We start from the raw sequence: 15,900 nt of genomic DNA on the forward strand, positions 1-15,900 counted from the left end.
ATGACTGCTTTGGTCAAATGTCAGGGGCTGACATAATCTCTTGCCCATGACCCAAGCCTCCGTCGTCACCGACAAGGGCCCGGACTCGATACCGGCGCCTTCCAAGAAGCCCCTGCGCGGCCACCCCTGGCTGACCCTGTTCTCGGTCGCCATCGGCGTCATGGTGGTGGCCCTGGACGGCACGATCGTCGCCGTCGCCAACCCGGCCATCCAGGCCGACCTCGGTGCCTCCCGCGAGCAGATCCAGTGGATCACCACCGGCTACATGCTGGCCCTGGCGGTCTCGCTGATCACCGCGGGCAAGCTCGGCGACCGGTTCGGGCACCGGCAGACCTTCCTCGTCGGCCTCGCGGGCTTCGCCGTCACCTCCGGCCTGATCGGCGTGTCCAGCGGCGTCGGCATGGTGATCGCGCTCCGCGTCCTGCAGGGCGTGTTCGGCGCGCTGCTCCAGCCCGCCGCACTGGGCCTGCTGCGCGCCACCTTCCCGGCCGAGAAGCTCAACATGGCCATCGGCATCTGGGGCATGGTCATCGGTGCCTCCACCGCCGCCGGGCCGATCGCGGGCGGTCTGCTGGTCGAGCACGTCAGCTGGGAGTCGGTCTTCTTCATCAACGTGCCCGTGGGTCTGGTCGCGCTGGTCCTGGGCCTGGTCATCCTGAAGGACGTACGGGCCGAGAACGCGCCGCGGTCCTTCGACATCCCCGGCATCGTGGCGCTCTCCGGTGCGATGTTCGGCCTGGTGTGGGGCCTGATCAAGGCTCCGGAGTGGGGCTGGGGCGACCCGCTCACCCTGGGCTTCCTGGTCGGCTCGGTGCTGCTGTTCGTCCTGTTCGCGTTCTGGGAGACCAAGGCCTCCGAGCCGCTGATCCCGCTGCGGATGTTCCGCTCGGTGCCGCTGTCCGCGGGTACTGCGCTGATGGTGCTGATGGCCTTCGCCTTCCTGGGCGGCCTGTTCTTCGTCACCTTCTACCTGCAGAACGTGCACGGGATGTCGGCGGTGGAGTGCGGTGTCCACCTGCTGCCGCTCACCGCGATGATGATCGTCAGTTCGCCGGTCGCCGGCGCACTGATCACCAAGTTCGGCCCGCGGGTGCCGCTGGTCGGCGGCATGGTGTGCACGGCGGTCGCGATGTTCGGGATGACCGGCCTGGAGGCGGACTCCGGCACCCTGGTCATGTCCGTGTGGTTCGGGCTGCTGGGCCTCGGCCTGGCCCCGGTGATGGTCGGCGCCACCGACGTCATCGTCGGCAACGCGCCGCTGGAGCTGTCCGGCGTGGCCGGCGGCCTCCAGGGCTCCGCGATGCAGGTCGGCGGCAGTCTGGGCACCGCCGTCCTCGGTACGGTCATGGCGTCCCGTGTGGACGGCCTGCTGCCCGAGAAGTGGGCCGCGGCCGGACTGCCCCCGCTCAAGGGCGAGCAGGCCGCGCAGGCCGCCGACGCGGTCGTGGTCGGTGTGCCGCCGGTCGCCAAGGACACCCCGGCCGAGATCGTCGCGGTGATCACGAAGATCACCAACGAGACCTTCCTCTCGGGGATGGGGCTGGCCTTCACCGTCGCCGGCATCGTGGCGGCCTTCGCGGCGGGCATCGCCTTCCTGACCAAGCGCGGCGTCAACGCGGACGCCGCCGGCGGCGGGGTGCACATCTGACGCCGGACGATTCCCTATCCGGGTGAACGAGGCCCGGGGCCCTTGGCGGCCCCGGGCCTCGCCGTTCACCGTGGAGCTCCGACCACCACGGGGAGTGATCCACATGCGCAGCGCAGCCCTGACCCTTGTCCTGACCACGGCCGTCGTGGCCGCCGCGGCCCTGGCCGCCCCGGCCCCGCACGCGACGGCCGCCCCCGCGGGCGGCTGCGACCCCGGGGAGCTGTGCCTGTGGAGCAGACCGGACTACCGCGGGGCGCGCCTGGTCCACGAGCTCGCCGACACCGACGTCAACTCCTGCGTGCCGCTGCCGCCCGGGACGTCCGCGAAGTCGTTCGTCAACCGGACCCGCAAGCTCGTGACGACCTACCAGAGCGCCGAGTGCTCCACCGAGGGCGACTTCGTGACGTTCCCGTCCGGCACCTGGGTCCCGGAGTCCCGGCACACGGTCCGCGCCTTCCAGATCGTCGACCAGTGACACGAGCCCGCGGGGAGCCGTCAAAGGCCAGGGGCCCCCGTCGCGCGACCGCGCGACGGGGGCCCCTGGCCTTTGACGACGGCGTTACGCGTCGCCGCCCGCGGCGCCGGGGTCGGCGGCGGCGACGTCGAGCAGCTGGTAGCGGTCGATCGCCTGCTTCAGCACGGAGCGGTCGATCTTCCCCTCCTTGACGAGCTCGGTGAGCACGCCGAGGACCACCGACTGGGCGTCGATGTGGAAGAACCGGCGCGCCGCGCCACGGGTGTCGGCGAAGCCGAAGCCGTCGGCACCGAGGGACTGCCAGGTGCCCGGCACCCAGCGGGAGATCTGGTCCGGGACGGCCCGCATCCAGTCCGAGACGGCCACGAACGGGCCCTCGGAGCCGCTGAGCTTCTGCGTCACGTACGGGACGCGCTGCTCCTCCTCGGGGTGGAGCAGGTTGTGCTCCTCGGCCTCGACGGCGTCGCGCCGCAGCTCGTTCCACGAGGTCGCGGACCACACGTCGGCCCGGACGTTCCACTCCTCGGCGAGGATCTTCTGGGCCTCCAGCGCCCACGGCACGGCCACGCCGGACGCCAGGATCTGCGCCGGGATCGCCCCGGCCTCGGCGGTCCGGTACCTGTACAGGCCCTTGAGGATGCCCTCGGTGTCCACGCCCTCCGGCTCGGCCGGCTGGACGATCGGCTCGTTGTAGACGGTGAGGTAGTAGAAGACGTCCTCGTTGGCCTCGCCGTACATGCGGCGCAGACCGTCCCTGACGATGTGCGCGATCTCGAAGCCGAACGCCGGGTCGTACGCGACGACGGCCGGGTTGGTCGAGGCCAGCAGGTGCGAGTGGCCGTCGGCGTGCTGCAGGCCCTCACCGGTGAGGGTGGTGCGGCCCGCCGTGGCACCGAGCACGAAGCCGCGCGCCAGCTGGTCGGCCATCTGCCAGAACTGGTCGCCGGTGCGCTGGAAGCCGAACATCGAGTAGAAGACGTAGACCGGGATCAGCGGCTCGCCGTGCGTGGCGTAGGAGGAGCCGGCGGCGATCAGCGAGGCGGTGCAGCCCGCCTCGGAGATGCCGTCGTGCAGCATCTGACCAGTCGGGGACTCCTTGTACGCCAGCAGCAGCTCGCGGTCGACGGACTCGTACGTCTGGCCCAGCGGGTTGTAGATCTTGGCCGACGGGAAGAGCGAGTCCATGCCGAAGGTGCGGTACTCGTCGGGGGCGATCGGCACGAAGCGCTTGCCGATCTCCTTGTCCCGCATGAGGTCCTTCAGCAGCCGGACGAAGGCCATCGTGGTGGCGATCGTCTGCTGGCCGGAGCCCTTGCGGGTGCCCGCGTAGGCCTTGTCGTCCGGCAGTGCCAGCGGCTTGGCGCGCACGACGCGGGTCGGGACGTAGCCGCCCAGGCCCTTGCGCCGGTCGTGCATGTACTGGATCTCCTCCGAGTTCCGGCCCGGGTGGTAGTACGGCGGGGCGCCGGACTCCAGCTCCTTGTCGGAGATCGGCAGGTGCAGCCGGTCGCGGAAGCGCTTGAGGTCGTCGACCGTCAGCTTCTTCATCTGGTGGGTCGCGTTGCGGCCCTCGAAGTTCGGGCCGAGTGTCCAGCCCTTGACGGTCTGGGCCAGGATCACGGTCGGCTGGCCCTTGTGCTCGCGGGCCGCCTTGTACGCCGCGTAGATCTTGCGGTGGTCGTGGCCGCCGCGGCCCAGGTGCAGGACCTGGTCGTCGGTGAGGCCCTCGACCATCTTGCGCAGCCGGTGGTCGTCACCGAAGAAGTGGTCGCGGATGTACGAGCCGGTCTCGGTGGCGTAGGTCTGGAACTGGCCGTCGGGCGTGGTGTTGAGCTTGTTCACCAGCACGCCGTCGCGGTCCTGCGCGAGCAGCGGGTCCCAGGTGCGGTCCCAGATCAGCTTGATGACGTTCCAGCCGGCGCCGCGGAACTGCGACTCCAGCTCCTGGATGATCTTGCCGTTGCCGCGCACCGGGCCGTCGAGCCGCTGCAGGTTGCAGTTGACGACGAAGGTCAGGTTGTCCAGGCCCTCACGGGCGGCCAGGGACAGCTGGCCGAGCGACTCCGGCTCGTCCATCTCGCCGTCGCCGAGGAAGGCCCACACGTGCGACTGCTCGGTGTCGGCGATGCCGCGCGCCTGCAGGTAACGGTTCATCCGGGCCTGGTAGATCGCCCCCAGCGGGCCGAGGCCCATGGAGACGGTCGGGAACTCCCAGAAGTCCGGCATGAGCCGCGGGTGCGGGTAGCTCGACAGGCCGTACGGCGCCTTGGACTTCTCCTGGCGGAACGCGTCGAGCTGGGTCTCGGAGAGCCGGTCCAGCAGGAAGGCACGGGCGTACACGCCGGGGGAGGCGTGGCCCTGGAAGAAGATCTGGTCCCCTCCCTTGCCGTCGTCCTTGCCCCGGAAGAAGTGGTTGAAGCCCACGTCGTACAGAGAGGCGGAGGAAGCGAAGGTGGCGATGTGCCCGCCGACGCCGATACCTGGACGCTGCGCCCGGGACACCATGACCGCCGCGTTCCAGCGGGTCGCGTTCAGGATGCGCCGCTCGATGTCCTCGTTGCCGGGGAAGAACGGTTCGTCCTTGGTCGCGATGGTGTTCACGTAATCCGTGCTGCGCATCTCGGGCACGGCAACCCGCCGCTCGCGGGCTCGCTCGATCAGGCGGAGCATGAGGTAGCGGGCGCGCTCGCGTCCGCGCTCGTCGATGGCGGCGTCAAGCGAGTCGAGCCATTCCGCCGTCTCCTCGGGATCGAAATCCGGGACCTGGCTGGGAAGGCCGCCAATGATGATCGGGTTGCGATCTGATCCGGAAGCCACGCTATTCCTTCGCTTCTAGGGTCTTGCTCTGCTGGGTCGCGCCGCCTCCATCGTGTACCGCGCGTTCGGGATACGTCATCTCTACTGAGTGGTAACCACCACTAAGTGAGACAGACCCCTCTTCCAGACCCTCTTGAGGCTCTCGCATGGCTGTCCGGTGGCCGTACGACCAAACCGCAACTCTACGCCCACTCGGACGTACGACCGACCGCAACCCCGATTCGGGAGAAATGCTGGCATAGTGGAGTGAGCCACGTCACCCCTCACGGTTCGGGTTGCGGTGACACGTCAACGTTTGGGCGGGATGGGCGGCTGGGTACTTGCGCGATCCGCCGCGCCCGTGTGGACTACCGCCCATAACCCCGCACAGGAGCGGGAAGACAACCCCCATGACAGGAGGCAGAGCGTGAGCGCGACCGCGGGCCACGCGGAGGAGCAAACCAACCCGGCGAGCCGGCTTGGTTTTGAGCCCGGACAGGTGGTCCAGGAGCTCGGCTACGACGATGACGTCGATCACGAGCTCCGTGAGGGTATTGAGGGGATCACGGGCGAAGAGCTCGCGGACGAGGAGTACGACGACGTCGCCGACGGCGTCATCCTCTGGTTCCGTGATGATGACGGCGATCTGACCGACGCCCTGGTCGACGCCACGTCCGCCATCGATGAGGGCGCCCAGATCTGGCTCATGACCCCGAAGACCGGCCGTGACGGGCACGTCGAGCCGAGTGACATCGGAGAGGCCGCGCAGACCGCCGGCCTGGCTCAGACCAGCAGTGTCAACGTCTCCAAGGACTGGACCGCCAGTCGACTGGTGACCCCCAAGACGGCGAAGGCCGGCAAGCGCTGAGGCGTTCCTGACCGGCACCGCGCCCCCGTGACCGAGCGTCGCGGGGGCGCCTCGCATTGCCCCGGCGCGGCGGTGCGAGACTGGCCGCGGGGCCCCGCGCCGCGGGTCCCGTCACCGTCACCGGAGAGGTGTGTCCACCATGGCGCTCGCCGTAGGCGAAAAGGCCCCCGACTTCGAGCTGCGGGACCAGCACGGCCGGACCGTGCGGCTGTCCGACTTCCAGGGCTCCAGGAACGTCGTCCTGCTCTTCTTCCCCTTCGCCTTCACCGGGGTCTGCACGGGCGAGCTGTGCGCGCTCCGCGACGAGCTGCCGGCCTTCCAGAACGACGAGGTCCAGCTGCTCGCGGTCTCCAACGACTCGATGCACACCCAGCGCGTCTTCGCCGAGCAGGAGGGCCTGGAGTACCCGCTGCTGTCCGACTTCTGGCCGCACGGCGAGGTCTCCCGGGCTTACGGCGTCTTCGCCGAGGACAAGGGCTGCGCGGTGCGCGGCACCTTCGTCATCGACAAGGAGGGCGTGGTCCGTTGGACCGTCGTCAACGGCCTGCCGGACGCCCGCGACCTGAACGAGTACGTCAAGGCGCTCGAAGCCCTGTAGTCCTGGGGAACCGGGTACTAACCTCAGGGCGTTGATCCTGATACGAGCAGCACGCGATGACATGGGAGGACCCGTGGGAGTCAGCCTCAGCAAGGGTGGCAACGTATCGCTGACGAAGGAGGCCCCCAACCTCACGGCCGTCATCGTCGGCCTCGGATGGGACGCCCGCACCACCACGGGCTCGGACTTCGACCTCGACGCCAGCGCCCTGCTCACGGGCACCGAGGGCAAGGTCCTCTCCGACGAGCACTTCGTCTTCTTCAACAACCTCAGGAGCCCCGACGGCTCCGTGGAGCACACCGGTGACAACATCACCGGTGAGGGCGAGGGGGACGACGAGCAGATCAAGGTGAACCTGGCCGGCGTGCCGGCCGAGGTCGCCAAGATCGTCTTCCCGGTGTCGATCTACGACGCCGAGACCCGTCAGCAGTCCTTCGGCCAGGTGCGCAACGCGTTCATCCGCGTCGTCAACCAGGCCGACGACAGGGAACTGGCCCGCTACGACCTCACCGAGGACGCCTCGACCGAGACGGCGATGGTCTTCGGAGAGCTGTACCGGCACGGTGCGGAATGGAAGTTCCGGGCCATCGGCCAGGGTTACGCGTCCGGCCTGCGCGGCATCGCGCAGGACTTCGGCGTCAACGTCTGATTCGCCGGGGCCTCGCGGTCCGCGTCCGGCGGACCGCGAGCCCCGCGGGGGAGGAGAACAGCATGGGCGTGACGCTCGCCAAGGGGGGCAACGTCTCCCTCACCAAGGCCGCACCCAATCTGACCAACGTGCTGATCGGGCTCGGCTGGGACGCGCGCTCCACCACAGGGGCGCCCTTCGACCTGGACGCCAGCGCGCTGCTGTGCGCCTCGGGCCGGGTGCTCGGCGACGAGTACTTCGTCTTCTACAACAACCTCAAGAGCCCGGAGGGCTCGGTCGAGCACACCGGCGACAACCTGACCGGTGACGGTGACGGCGACGACGAGGTCCTGCTGGTGGACCTGTCGGCCGTGCCCGAGCGGGTCGACAAGATCGTCTTCCCGGTCTCCATCTACGACGCCGACGCCCGCGGCCAGACGTTCGGCCAGGTCAGCAACGCCTTCATCCGGGTGGTCAACCAGACCGACCAGAGCGAACTGGCACGCTACGACCTCTCCGAGGACGCCTCCAGCGAGACGGCGATGATCTTCGGAGAGCTGTACCGGTACGGCGGCGAATGGAAGTTCCGAGCCGTTGGCCAGGGGTATGCATCAGGCCTCCGGGGCATCGCCCTAGACTTTGGGGTCAACGTTTCGTAAAGGGATTGGATATCCAGTGCTCCTCCGAACTTTCGGCTGGTCGTTCGGTGTCACCGCCGCCGGCCTCGCCCTCGCCGGTTTCCTGTGGGGTGCGGAGGGGCTTGCCCTCGTCGCCATCCTGTCGGTGCTGGAGATCTCGCTCTCCTTCGACAACGCGGTGATCAACGCCGGCATCCTGCGGAAGATGAATGCCTTCTGGCAGAAGATCTTCCTCACCATCGGCATTCTGATCGCCGTCTTCGGTATGCGCCTCGTCTTCCCGATCATCATCGTGTCGATCACGGCGAAGATCGGGCCCATCGAGGCCATCGACCTGGCGATCAACAACAAGGAACAGTACGAGCACCTCGTCACGTCGGCGCACCCGGCGATCGCCGCGTTCGGCGGGATGTTCCTGTTGATGATCTTCCTCGACTTCATCTTCGAGGAGCGTGAGCACACGTGGCTCGCCTGGCTGGAGAAGCCGCTCTCCAAGCTCGGCAAGCTCGACACGCTCTCCGTGGTCGTCGCCCTGGTCGCCCTGCTGATCACCGCCACCACGCTCGCCACGGACGTCTCGCACGGCGGCGGCGACAAGTCCTCCACGGTGCTGCTCGCCGGGATCGGCGGCCTCATCACGTACCTCGTCGTCGGCGGCATCTCGAGCTACTTCGAGGACAAGCTGGAGGACGAGGCCGACGAGGCCGACGAGGAGCTCGAGGAGCGGAGCTCGGGCGGCAAGCCGGCCGGCAGCGGCGCCTCGGCCGTGGGCCTGGCGGGCAAGGCGGCGTTCTTCCTCTTCCTCTACCTGGAGGTCATCGACGCGTCGTTCTCCTTCGACGGCGTCATCGGCGCGTTCGCGATCTCCAACGACATCTTCATCATCGCCCTCGGCCTCGGCATCGGTGCGATGTACATCCGGTCGCTCACCGTGTTCCTGGTCCGCAAGGGCACCCTGGACGACTACGTCTACCTGGAGCACGGCGCGCACTACGCGATCGGCGCGCTGGCGGTCATCCTCCTGGTCACCATCAAGTTCGAGATCAACGAGGTCATCACCGGCCTCATCGGCGTCGTCCTGATCGGCGCCTCCTACTGGTCGTCGGTGGTGCGAAACCGCCGTCTCGGGGAAAGCTCCGAGCAGCGGGACGACAAAGCGGAGGTGACGAGCGGGGTCTGACCCCCGTCTCGTCACGACATTCGGGTCACGCCGCCCCCCGCCGACCGGCGGGGGGCGGCCTGCGTGCAGGGGACGGACGGACATGTGGAACTTCCTGCGGCCGAGCGGCGGCTTCAACGCGCAGTTCGACATGGCGAACGCGCACACCATCGAGCTCACCAGGCGGCACCAGGTCGTCTCGCTGTCCAAGCAGGGCGCGGCCGTCGGCAACCTGCGCATCAACCTGTCCTGGCAGATGCGCACCTCCGACACCGGCGGCTGGAACCAGCGCAGCGGTTCGTGGCTGAGCCGCCAGATGCACCTGTTCAAGCCGGAGCCCGTGCAGGCGGCCGGCCCCGCCATGGTCAACGTCGACCTCGACCTGGCGTGCATGTACGAGCTGGCCGACGGCACCAAGGGCGTCGTCCAGCCGCTCGGCAACTTCCTGGGCGACCTCGACGCCCCGCCGTACATCCAGATGACCGGCGACGACCGCTTCGGCGGCTCCTCCGGCGAGACGCTCTACATCAACCTCGACAAGCACGACGAGTTCAAGCGCATGCTCGTCTTCGTCTACATCTACGACGGCACGCCCGCCTTCGACCGCACCCACGCCAAGGTGGAGATCTTCCCCAGCTCGGGCCCGCGGATCGAGATCCTGCTCGACGAGCGCGAACCGCAGGCCCGCTCGTGCGCCGTGGTGCTCATCGAGAACAAGAAGGGCGACCTGACCGTGCGCCGCGAGGTGAAGTACGTCTACGGCTTCCAGGCCGAGCTCGACCGGCTGTACGGCTGGGGCCTGCAGTGGGGCCGCGGCTACAAGACCAAGGTCTGACCGCGCGGCCCCCTACCGGGCGCGCTCAGCGGCGTTCCTGGAACTGCGGGCCCATCGGCGGCAGCCGGAACCCCTGCATCGGCTGCGGATAGCCGTACGCGGGAGCGGGAGCGGGAGCGGCCGCGGTCGGCGCGGGCTGCTGCGGCGGGTAGCCGTAGGCCGGGGCGGCCACCGTCGGCTGGGGCTCCTGCGGGTAGCCGTACGCCGGGGCGGCCACCGTCGGCTGCGGCTCCTGCGGGTAGCCGTAGGCGGGCGGCGCGGTGGGCTGCGGCGGCACCGGCGCGGGGGCCTGCAGGGTGTACGCCTCGGGCGGCTCGGTGGTCAGGACGGTCGGCGGCACGGGCTGCGGCACCGAGGCCGCCTCGCCCTCCGGCCGCGGCGGCGGTGCCTCGTCGAGGTCGCCCTCCTCGACGGTGATGCCGAACTCGGTGGCGAGCGCCTCCAGCCCCGAGGCGTAGCCCTGCCCCAGCGCGCGGAACTTCCAGCCGCCCGCCCTGCGGTACAGCTCGCCGCAGATCAGCGCCGACTCGTCGCCGGTGTCCGGGACGACGTCGAAGACCGCCAGCGGCTCGGCGTCGGAACCGGCGGCCGTGTCGTAGAGCAGCACCGTCAGGTCGGAGACGAGGGCGAAGGGGCCGCCGTCCGCGGAGGCCGCGACGACCACCCGGTCCACGCCCGCCTCGAGTGCGGCCAGGTCCACCTCGATGGCGTCCGTCAGCCCGGCCGGCTCGCTGCGCTTGGGCAGGCGCCGGGCGGCGCCGCCCGGGTGCCGGGGCTGGTTGTAGAAGATGAAGTCCTCGTCCGAGCGCACCTGGCCGTCCGCACCCAGCAGCAGCGCCGAGGCGTCGACGTCCGGCACACCCGCCCCCGGGCTCCAGCGGAGCACCGCCCGCACCCCCGAGGCCGTCACCGGGATGTTGGAGCCCTTCACCATCGCCTGCGTCATGCGCGTAATCCTGCCCTCCCGGGGGCCGCGCCCACAACGCGGGGCGCACGGCGGGTGCGCCGGCGGGGAAAGATGGGGACAGGGCGACACGTACCGGACCCGAGGGGGTTACCTGATTTTCACGTACGCCGGGAACGTCCGCAGGGGGCTCGCACGTACGATAATCGGCCACGGCGTCGGGGGACGCTTCCCACCTCTCTCCAACCACCACCTGCCACGGGGGAAAGCATGCGCCACTTCGGGCACCTCGCGCCGGACGTACGGAACGAGCTCTTCCACCGGGAGCCCGCCGAGTTCACCGCGGCCTCGTCGGCCGGCACGCTCGCCGTCGCCCTCGGCGCCACCCTCTACTGCCCGGCCACCCGGTCGAGGCTCGCCGACGACGTGCTCAAGCAGGCCGCGCGCGGCGTGGTGTCGATGGTGCTGTGCCTGGAGGACTCCATCGACGACCGGGAGGTCGAGGCCGCGGAGGAGAACCTGGTCCGCCAGTTCGGCGATCTCGCCCACCGGATCCCCGACGGCGACCCCCCGCTGCTCTTCATACGGGTCCGCACCCCCGGCCAGATCACCGACCTCGTGCGCCGGCTCGGCGACGACGTGTCCCTGCTCTCCGGATTCGTGCTCCCCAAGTTCACCGAGGAGTCCGGGGTCCCCTTCCTGGAGGCCCTCGCCGCCGCCGAGGCGGACTGCGGGCGGCGGCTGTACGCGATGCCGGTCCTGGAGTCCCCGCAGCTGCTCCACCTGGAGACCCGCACCGAGACGCTGTACGGCATCTCCCGGACCGTCGACAAGTACCGCGACCGCGTGCTCGCGCTGCGGCTCGGCGTCACCGACTTCTGCTCCGCCTACGGGTTGCGCCGCTCGCCCGACATGACCGCCTACGACGTCCGCATCGTCGCCTCGATCATCGCCGACGTGGTCAACGTCCTCGGGCGCGCCGACGGCACCGGCTTCACCATCACCGGACCGGTCTGGGAGTACTTCAAGCACTCCGAGCGCATGTTCAAGCCGCTGCTGCGGCAGAGCCCCTTCGTCCCCGAGGCCGTCGACCTGCGCGAGGCCCTCATCCAGCGGGACATGGACGGGCTGCTGCGCGAGATCGAACTGGACCGGACGAACGGCCTGCAGGGCAAGACCTGCATCCACCCCTCGCACGTCCAGCCCGTGCACGCGCTCAGCGTCGTCTCCCACGAGGAGTGGAGCGACGCCGTCGACATACTGCACGAGGACCGCAGCGGCGGGGGCGTGCTGCGCTCGGCCTACACCAACAAGATGAACGAGGTGAAGCCGCACCGCGCCTGGGCCGAGCGCACCGTGCGGCGCGCCGAGGTCTTCGGCGTGGCGCGTGAGGAGATCGGCTTCGTCGAGCTGCTCTCCGCGTGCGTGCCGTCGTGACCGGCAACGAGAGGGAGAGTGCCGAAAGCATGGCAGTGGAGCACGTCTGGTCCGGGCAGTGGGTCGCCGACCGGCTCGGGGTCACCCTGCGGGGGGACGGCCTGAGCGGTCTGCTCGGCCTCGCCCTGCGCCGCAACCCCAAGCGGGCGCACCTGCTCGTCTCCAACGTGCTGGGCAAGCACGTGCCGCAGCGCCCGCACGTCGTCTACGACGCCGGGTACGGCCTCGGGGTGCGCGTGCGGGAGCTGCTGGGCGAGGACGAGGCGGCCCGGGCCGTGGTGCTCGGCTACGCCGAGACCGCGACGGGCCTCGGGCACGCCGTGGCCGACGGCGTCTGCACCGCCCCGTACCTGCACTCCACGCGGCGCCCGGTCGCCGGGACCGAGCCGGTCGGCGGCTTCGAGGAGGAGCACAGCCACGCGACCTCGCACCTGCTGCTGCCCGAGGACGCCGGCCTGCTGGCCGGGGACGGGCCGCTGGTGCTGGTTGACGACGAGTTCTCGACCGGCCGGACGGTGCTCAACACGGTACGGGCGCTGCACACGCGGTATCCGCGCCGCCGGTACGTGGTGGTTGCCCTGGTCGACATGCGGTCGGAGGCCGACCGCGAGCTGCTCGCCGGGTTCGCCGCGGACCTGGGCGCGACCGTCGACGTCGTGGCCCTGGCCTCGGGAACGGTCGTCCTCCCGGACGGGGTGCTGGAGCGCGGCCGGGCACTGGTCGCCGCCCACGGCACCGCGGCGCCGGCCACCGGCCCGGCCGGGGGAGCGGCACCCCACCGGGTGCACCTCGACTGGCCCGCCGGGCTCCCCGACGGCGGGCGGCACGGCTTCACACCGGCGCACCGTGCGCGGCTGGAGGCGGCGCTGCCCGCGATGGCGGCACGCCTGGCGGAGGCCCTGCGCTTCTCAGGCGACGGCACGGCACCGCGCGTCCTCGTGCTCGGCAACGAGGAGCTCATGTACGCCCCGCTGCGGCTGGCCCAGGGACTGCAGGACACCCTGCCCGCCGCGGAGGTGCGGTTCTCCACGACGACGCGTTCCCCGGTCCTGGCCGTGGACGACCCGGGGTACGCGATACGCACCCGGATCACCTTCCCCGACCACGACGACCCGGCGGACGGCCCCGGCGAGCGCTACGCGTACAACGTGGCGGGCGCGGGCTTCGACGCGATCGTCGCCGTCGTGGACAGCGCGGGCGACACGCCCGCCCTGCACGCCCCCGGAGGGCTGCTCGCGCAGCTCGCCGGACACACCGAAAGGCTCCTGCTGGCCGTGGTCCCCTCGTACGATCCCCGCCCGCCCGCCCCGACGCTCCCGGAGCCGCTGCGCGGTCCCGCGTTCGGCTCGTACGCGCCCGACGAGGTCGGCTGGCTGCTGAAGGACCTCTCCGACGTCGAGCTGGAGGCGCCGACCGAGGAGCGCGAGGAGGCGATCCAGAGCGGCGGGGCGCACTACGCGGAGTCGCTGCCCGTGGAGTACCAGCCCAGCGCGGAGTACCAGGAGCTGTTCCGGACCGCGCTGGCGGAATCTGCGGGCCGGATCGCCCGCGCCGTCGGCGCCGTCACCGAACTGGTGCTCGCCGAACGCGGGCCGGAGGCCGTGCTGGTGTCGCTGGCCCGCGCGGGCACCCCGGTCGGCGTGCTGATGCGCCGCTGGGCCCGGCACGCGCACGGCCTGGACCTGCCGCACTACGCCGTGTCCATCGTCCGCGGCCGGGGCATCGACACCACCGCCCTGCGCTGGCTGGCGGAGCACCACGACCCCGCGCGGGCGGTGTTCGTGGACGGCTGGACGGGCAAGGGCGCCATCACCCGCGAACTGGCCGACGCGGTGGCCCCGTACGGGGGCTTCGACCCGGAGATCGCGGTGCTCGCCGACCCCGGGTCGTGCGTCCGCACCTTCGGCACCCGCGACGACTTCCTCATCCCGTCCGCGTGCCTGAACTCCACGGTCTCCGGTCTGGTGTCGCGCACCGTGCTGCGCGCCGACCTGATCGGCCCGGACGAGTTCCACGGCGCGAAGTTCTACCGCGAGCTGGCCGGCTCGGACGTCTCCGGCCTCTTCCTGGACGCGATCACGGCACGCTTCGCCGCCGTGGCCGACGACGTCGCCGCGGACGTCAAGGAGCTGCAGTCCGCCGACCGTGCTCCCACCTGGGAGGGCTGGGCCGCGGTCGAGCGGATCAGCGAGGAGTACGGCATCGGGGACGTCAACCTGGTCAAGCCCGGCGTCGGCGAGACGACCCGGGTGCTGCTGCGCCGCGTGCCGTGGCGGGTGCTCGCCCGGCGCGGCGCGGGACAGGACCTGGCGCACATCCGGCTGCTCGCCGAGCAGCGCGGCGTCCCGGTGGAGGAGGTGGACGACCTGCCCTACTCGTGCGTCGGGCTGATCCACCCGCGCTTCACCCGGGGCGCGACCGGCACGGACGGCAAGGCGGTGGAGGCCAAGTGAAGCAGCGCCCGGAGATCGTGAAGTCCCTCGTCGCGAGCGACCTGGACCGCACCCTCATCTACTCGCCGTCGGCCCTGGCCCTGTCCGTGGCCGACGAGGAGGCGCCGCGGCTGCTCTGCGTCGAGGTGCACGAGGGCCGGCCGCTGTCGTTCATGACCGAAGCCGCCGCCGTGCTGATCCAGCGGCTCGCGGCCGCCGCCGAGTTCGTCCCGGCGACGACCCGCACCCGCAAGCAGTACCGGCGCATCAACCTCCCCGGCCCGGTGCCCCGGTACGCGATCTGTGCCAACGGCGGGCACATCCTGGTCAAGGGCCACACCGACCACGACTGGAACGCCGAGATGCGCCGCCGCCTCGCCGAGGGGTGCGCGCCGCTCGAGGAGGTCCGCGAGTTCATGGCGCGCACCGCCGACGAGTCCTGGCTGCGCAAGGAGCGCGTCGCCGAGGACCTGTTCGTGTACCTGGTCGTGGAGCGGTCGCTGCTGCCCGAGCGCTGGGTGAAGGACCTCGCCGAGTGGGCCGAGGAGCGCGGCTGGACCGTCTCGCTGCAGGGCCGCAAGATCTACGCCGTGCCCAAGCCGCTCACCAAGTCCGCGGCCCTGGCCGAGGTCGTCCGCCGCACCGGCGCCGACCACGTGCTCGCCGCGGGCGACTCCCTCCTCGACGCGGAACTGCTGCTCGCCGCCCACACCGGCTGGCGCCCCGGCCACGGCGAACTCGCCGACACCGGCTGGGGCGCGCCCCACGTCGACGCGCTGGCCCTGCCGGGCGTCGCGGCGGGGGAGGAGATCCTGCGCCGGATGCTCAGCGTGGCGCGCCGCTGACCCCGCCGGTCCGCACCACCCGTGTGCACGCGCTGCGCGTCGCCTCGACGCGCAGCGCGTTCGGCCGTTCGCTGGCCTCGATGAAGGCCCGGGCCTCCGCCTCCGTGCGACCGCCCGTCACATGGCGGGCCAGCAGACGGTCCTCACGCACCTCGGGGTCGGCCTCGACGAACCACAGCTCGTCCAGCAGGTCCCTGACCTCGTGCCAGCCGGCGCCGTCGTCGGCCAGGTAGTTCCCCTCCGTCACCACCAGCCGCGTCTGCGGGAGTACGGCGATCCCCGCCGCGACCGGCTCGTCGAGGTCCCGGTCGAAGTCCGGCGCGTAGACGGCGTGGCCCTGCCACGAGCGCAGCCGCCGCAGCAGGTGGACGTAGCCGTCCACGTCGAAGGTCTCCGGCGCGCCCTTGCGGCCGCGCAGCCCGAGCCGGTCCAGTTGGGCGTTGGAGAGGTGGAAGCCGTCCATCGGCACGTACGCCGCCGTACCCGCGCCGAGCCGCGCGTCGACCCCCTCCACCAGCGAACGGGCCAGGGTCGACTTGCCCGCCGCGGGCGCGCCCGCCAACCCCAGGAGCACCCGCCTGCCTGGCATGCTGGGCACCAGGGCGAGGACGTCATCCACGTACATGCCGCCACCTTA

General features: G+C 70.8%; 14 protein-coding genes. 11 read left to right on the forward strand and 3 right to left on the reverse strand.

All coding sequences use genetic code 11. From position 1 onward, the window contains the following. Positions 1-46: 46 nt before the first annotated feature. Together PV410_RS02955 and PV410_RS02960 are read left to right on the forward strand one after the other, a co-directional pair. Complete coding sequence (locus PV410_RS02955; RefSeq protein WP_500322091.1) at positions 47-1,648, forward strand: MFS transporter; 1,602 nt, start codon at positions 47-49, stop codon at positions 1,646-1,648. Positions 1,649-1,751: 103 nt separating this feature from the next. Continuing rightward, positions 1,752-2,123, forward strand: a complete 372-nt coding sequence (locus PV410_RS02960; protein ID WP_500322092.1) for a peptidase inhibitor family I36 protein — start codon at positions 1,752-1,754, stop codon at positions 2,121-2,123. Positions 2,124-2,207: 84 nt separating this feature from the next. Here the strand turns inward: PV410_RS02960 and aceE are convergent, their stop codons facing one another. Then, positions 2,208-4,940, reverse strand: coding sequence for a pyruvate dehydrogenase (acetyl-transferring), homodimeric type (gene aceE / locus PV410_RS02965; RefSeq protein ID WP_500322094.1), 2,733 nt, complete (start codon positions 4,938-4,940; stop codon positions 2,208-2,210). Positions 4,941-5,346: 406 nt separating this feature from the next. On the opposite strand from aceE, the gene PV410_RS02970 reads away from it, so the two are divergent. From PV410_RS02970 to PV410_RS02995, 6 genes are all read left to right on the forward strand, one after another. After that, positions 5,347-5,787, forward strand: a complete 441-nt coding sequence (locus PV410_RS02970) for a DUF3052 domain-containing protein (protein WP_026250565.1) — start codon at positions 5,347-5,349, stop codon at positions 5,785-5,787. Positions 5,788-5,926: 139 nt separating this feature from the next. Then, positions 5,927-6,385 (forward strand): peroxiredoxin, encoded by a 459-nt coding sequence (locus tag PV410_RS02975; RefSeq protein WP_500322096.1) that lies wholly within the window; start codon positions 5,927-5,929, stop codon positions 6,383-6,385. A 73-nt stretch (positions 6,386-6,458) separates the two neighbouring features. Then, positions 6,459-7,034, forward strand: coding sequence for a TerD family protein (locus tag PV410_RS02980; protein ID WP_326576404.1), 576 nt, complete (start codon positions 6,459-6,461; stop codon positions 7,032-7,034). 62 nt (positions 7,035-7,096) lie between these two features. Next, positions 7,097-7,672, forward strand: coding sequence for a TerD family protein (locus PV410_RS02985; RefSeq protein WP_500322098.1), 576 nt, complete (start codon positions 7,097-7,099; stop codon positions 7,670-7,672). A gap of 16 nt (positions 7,673-7,688) precedes the next feature. After that, the gene (locus tag PV410_RS02990; protein WP_500322100.1) at positions 7,689-8,831 is read left to right on the forward strand and encodes a DUF475 domain-containing protein; all 1,143 of its coding nucleotides are present in this window, start codon (positions 7,689-7,691) and stop codon (positions 8,829-8,831) included. Positions 8,832-8,913: 82 nt separating this feature from the next. Next, positions 8,914-9,645 carry a TerD family protein gene (locus PV410_RS02995; RefSeq protein WP_500322102.1) on the forward strand — a complete coding sequence of 244 codons (732 nt, stop codon included), beginning with the start codon at positions 8,914-8,916 and terminating at the stop codon, positions 9,643-9,645. Positions 9,646-9,670: 25 nt separating this feature from the next. Here the strand turns inward: PV410_RS02995 and PV410_RS03000 are convergent, their stop codons facing one another. Further along, complete coding sequence (locus tag PV410_RS03000; protein WP_500322103.1) at positions 9,671-10,591, reverse strand: TerD family protein; 921 nt, start codon at positions 10,589-10,591, stop codon at positions 9,671-9,673. 228 nt (positions 10,592-10,819) lie between these two features. On the opposite strand from PV410_RS03000, the gene PV410_RS03005 reads away from it, so the two are divergent. From PV410_RS03005 to PV410_RS03015, 3 genes are read left to right on the forward strand one after another with little or no spacing between them, the layout of a single operon-like run. After that, complete coding sequence (locus tag PV410_RS03005; protein ID WP_499511682.1) at positions 10,820-11,986, forward strand: HpcH/HpaI aldolase/citrate lyase family protein; 1,167 nt, start codon at positions 10,820-10,822, stop codon at positions 11,984-11,986. A 29-nt stretch (positions 11,987-12,015) separates the two neighbouring features. Then, positions 12,016-14,439 (forward strand): phosphoribosyltransferase, encoded by a 2,424-nt coding sequence (locus PV410_RS03010; RefSeq protein WP_500322105.1) that lies wholly within the window; start codon positions 12,016-12,018, stop codon positions 14,437-14,439. Next, on the forward strand, positions 14,436-15,263 hold the full coding sequence (locus PV410_RS03015) for an HAD family hydrolase (protein ID WP_500322106.1): 828 nt from the start codon (positions 14,436-14,438) through the stop codon (positions 15,261-15,263). The genes PV410_RS03010 and PV410_RS03015 overlap by 4 nt, the downstream gene beginning before the upstream one ends. On the opposite strand, the gene PV410_RS03020 is transcribed toward PV410_RS03015, so the two are convergent. After that, on the reverse strand, positions 15,244-15,888 hold the full coding sequence (locus PV410_RS03020) for a nucleoside/nucleotide kinase family protein (protein WP_500322107.1): 645 nt from the start codon (positions 15,886-15,888) through the stop codon (positions 15,244-15,246). The genes PV410_RS03015 and PV410_RS03020 overlap by 20 nt on opposite strands. Positions 15,889-15,900: the final 12 nt, after the last annotated feature.

This window comes from Streptomyces sp. PA03-5A (assembly GCF_033792725.1).
Classification (GTDB): Bacteria; Actinomycetota; Actinomycetes; order Streptomycetales; family Streptomycetaceae; genus Actinacidiphila.

Bases quoted from the DNA above. Each gene is read 5' to 3' on its own strand.
- PV410_RS02995 (WP_500322102.1), top strand. From the start codon at position 8,914: ATGTGGAACTTCCTGCGGCCGAGCGGCGGCTTCAACGCGCAGTTCGAC.
- PV410_RS02960 (WP_500322092.1), top strand. From the start codon at position 1,752: ATGCGCAGCGCAGCCCTGACCCTTGTCCTGACCACGGCCGTCGTGGCC.
- PV410_RS03010 (WP_500322105.1), top strand. From the start codon at position 12,016: ATGGCAGTGGAGCACGTCTGGTCCGGGCAGTGGGTCGCCGACCGGCTC.
- PV410_RS02985 (WP_500322098.1), top strand. From the start codon at position 7,097: ATGGGCGTGACGCTCGCCAAGGGGGGCAACGTCTCCCTCACCAAGGCC.
- PV410_RS02955 (WP_500322091.1), top strand. From the start codon at position 47: ATGACCCAAGCCTCCGTCGTCACCGACAAGGGCCCGGACTCGATACCG.
- PV410_RS03000 (WP_500322103.1), bottom strand. From the start codon at position 10,591: ATGACGCAGGCGATGGTGAAGGGCTCCAACATCCCGGTGACGGCCTCG.
- PV410_RS03020 (WP_500322107.1), bottom strand. From the start codon at position 15,888: ATGTACGTGGATGACGTCCTCGCCCTGGTGCCCAGCATGCCAGGCAGG.
- PV410_RS02975 (WP_500322096.1), top strand. From the start codon at position 5,927: ATGGCGCTCGCCGTAGGCGAAAAGGCCCCCGACTTCGAGCTGCGGGAC.
- PV410_RS03005 (WP_499511682.1), top strand. From the start codon at position 10,820: ATGCGCCACTTCGGGCACCTCGCGCCGGACGTACGGAACGAGCTCTTC.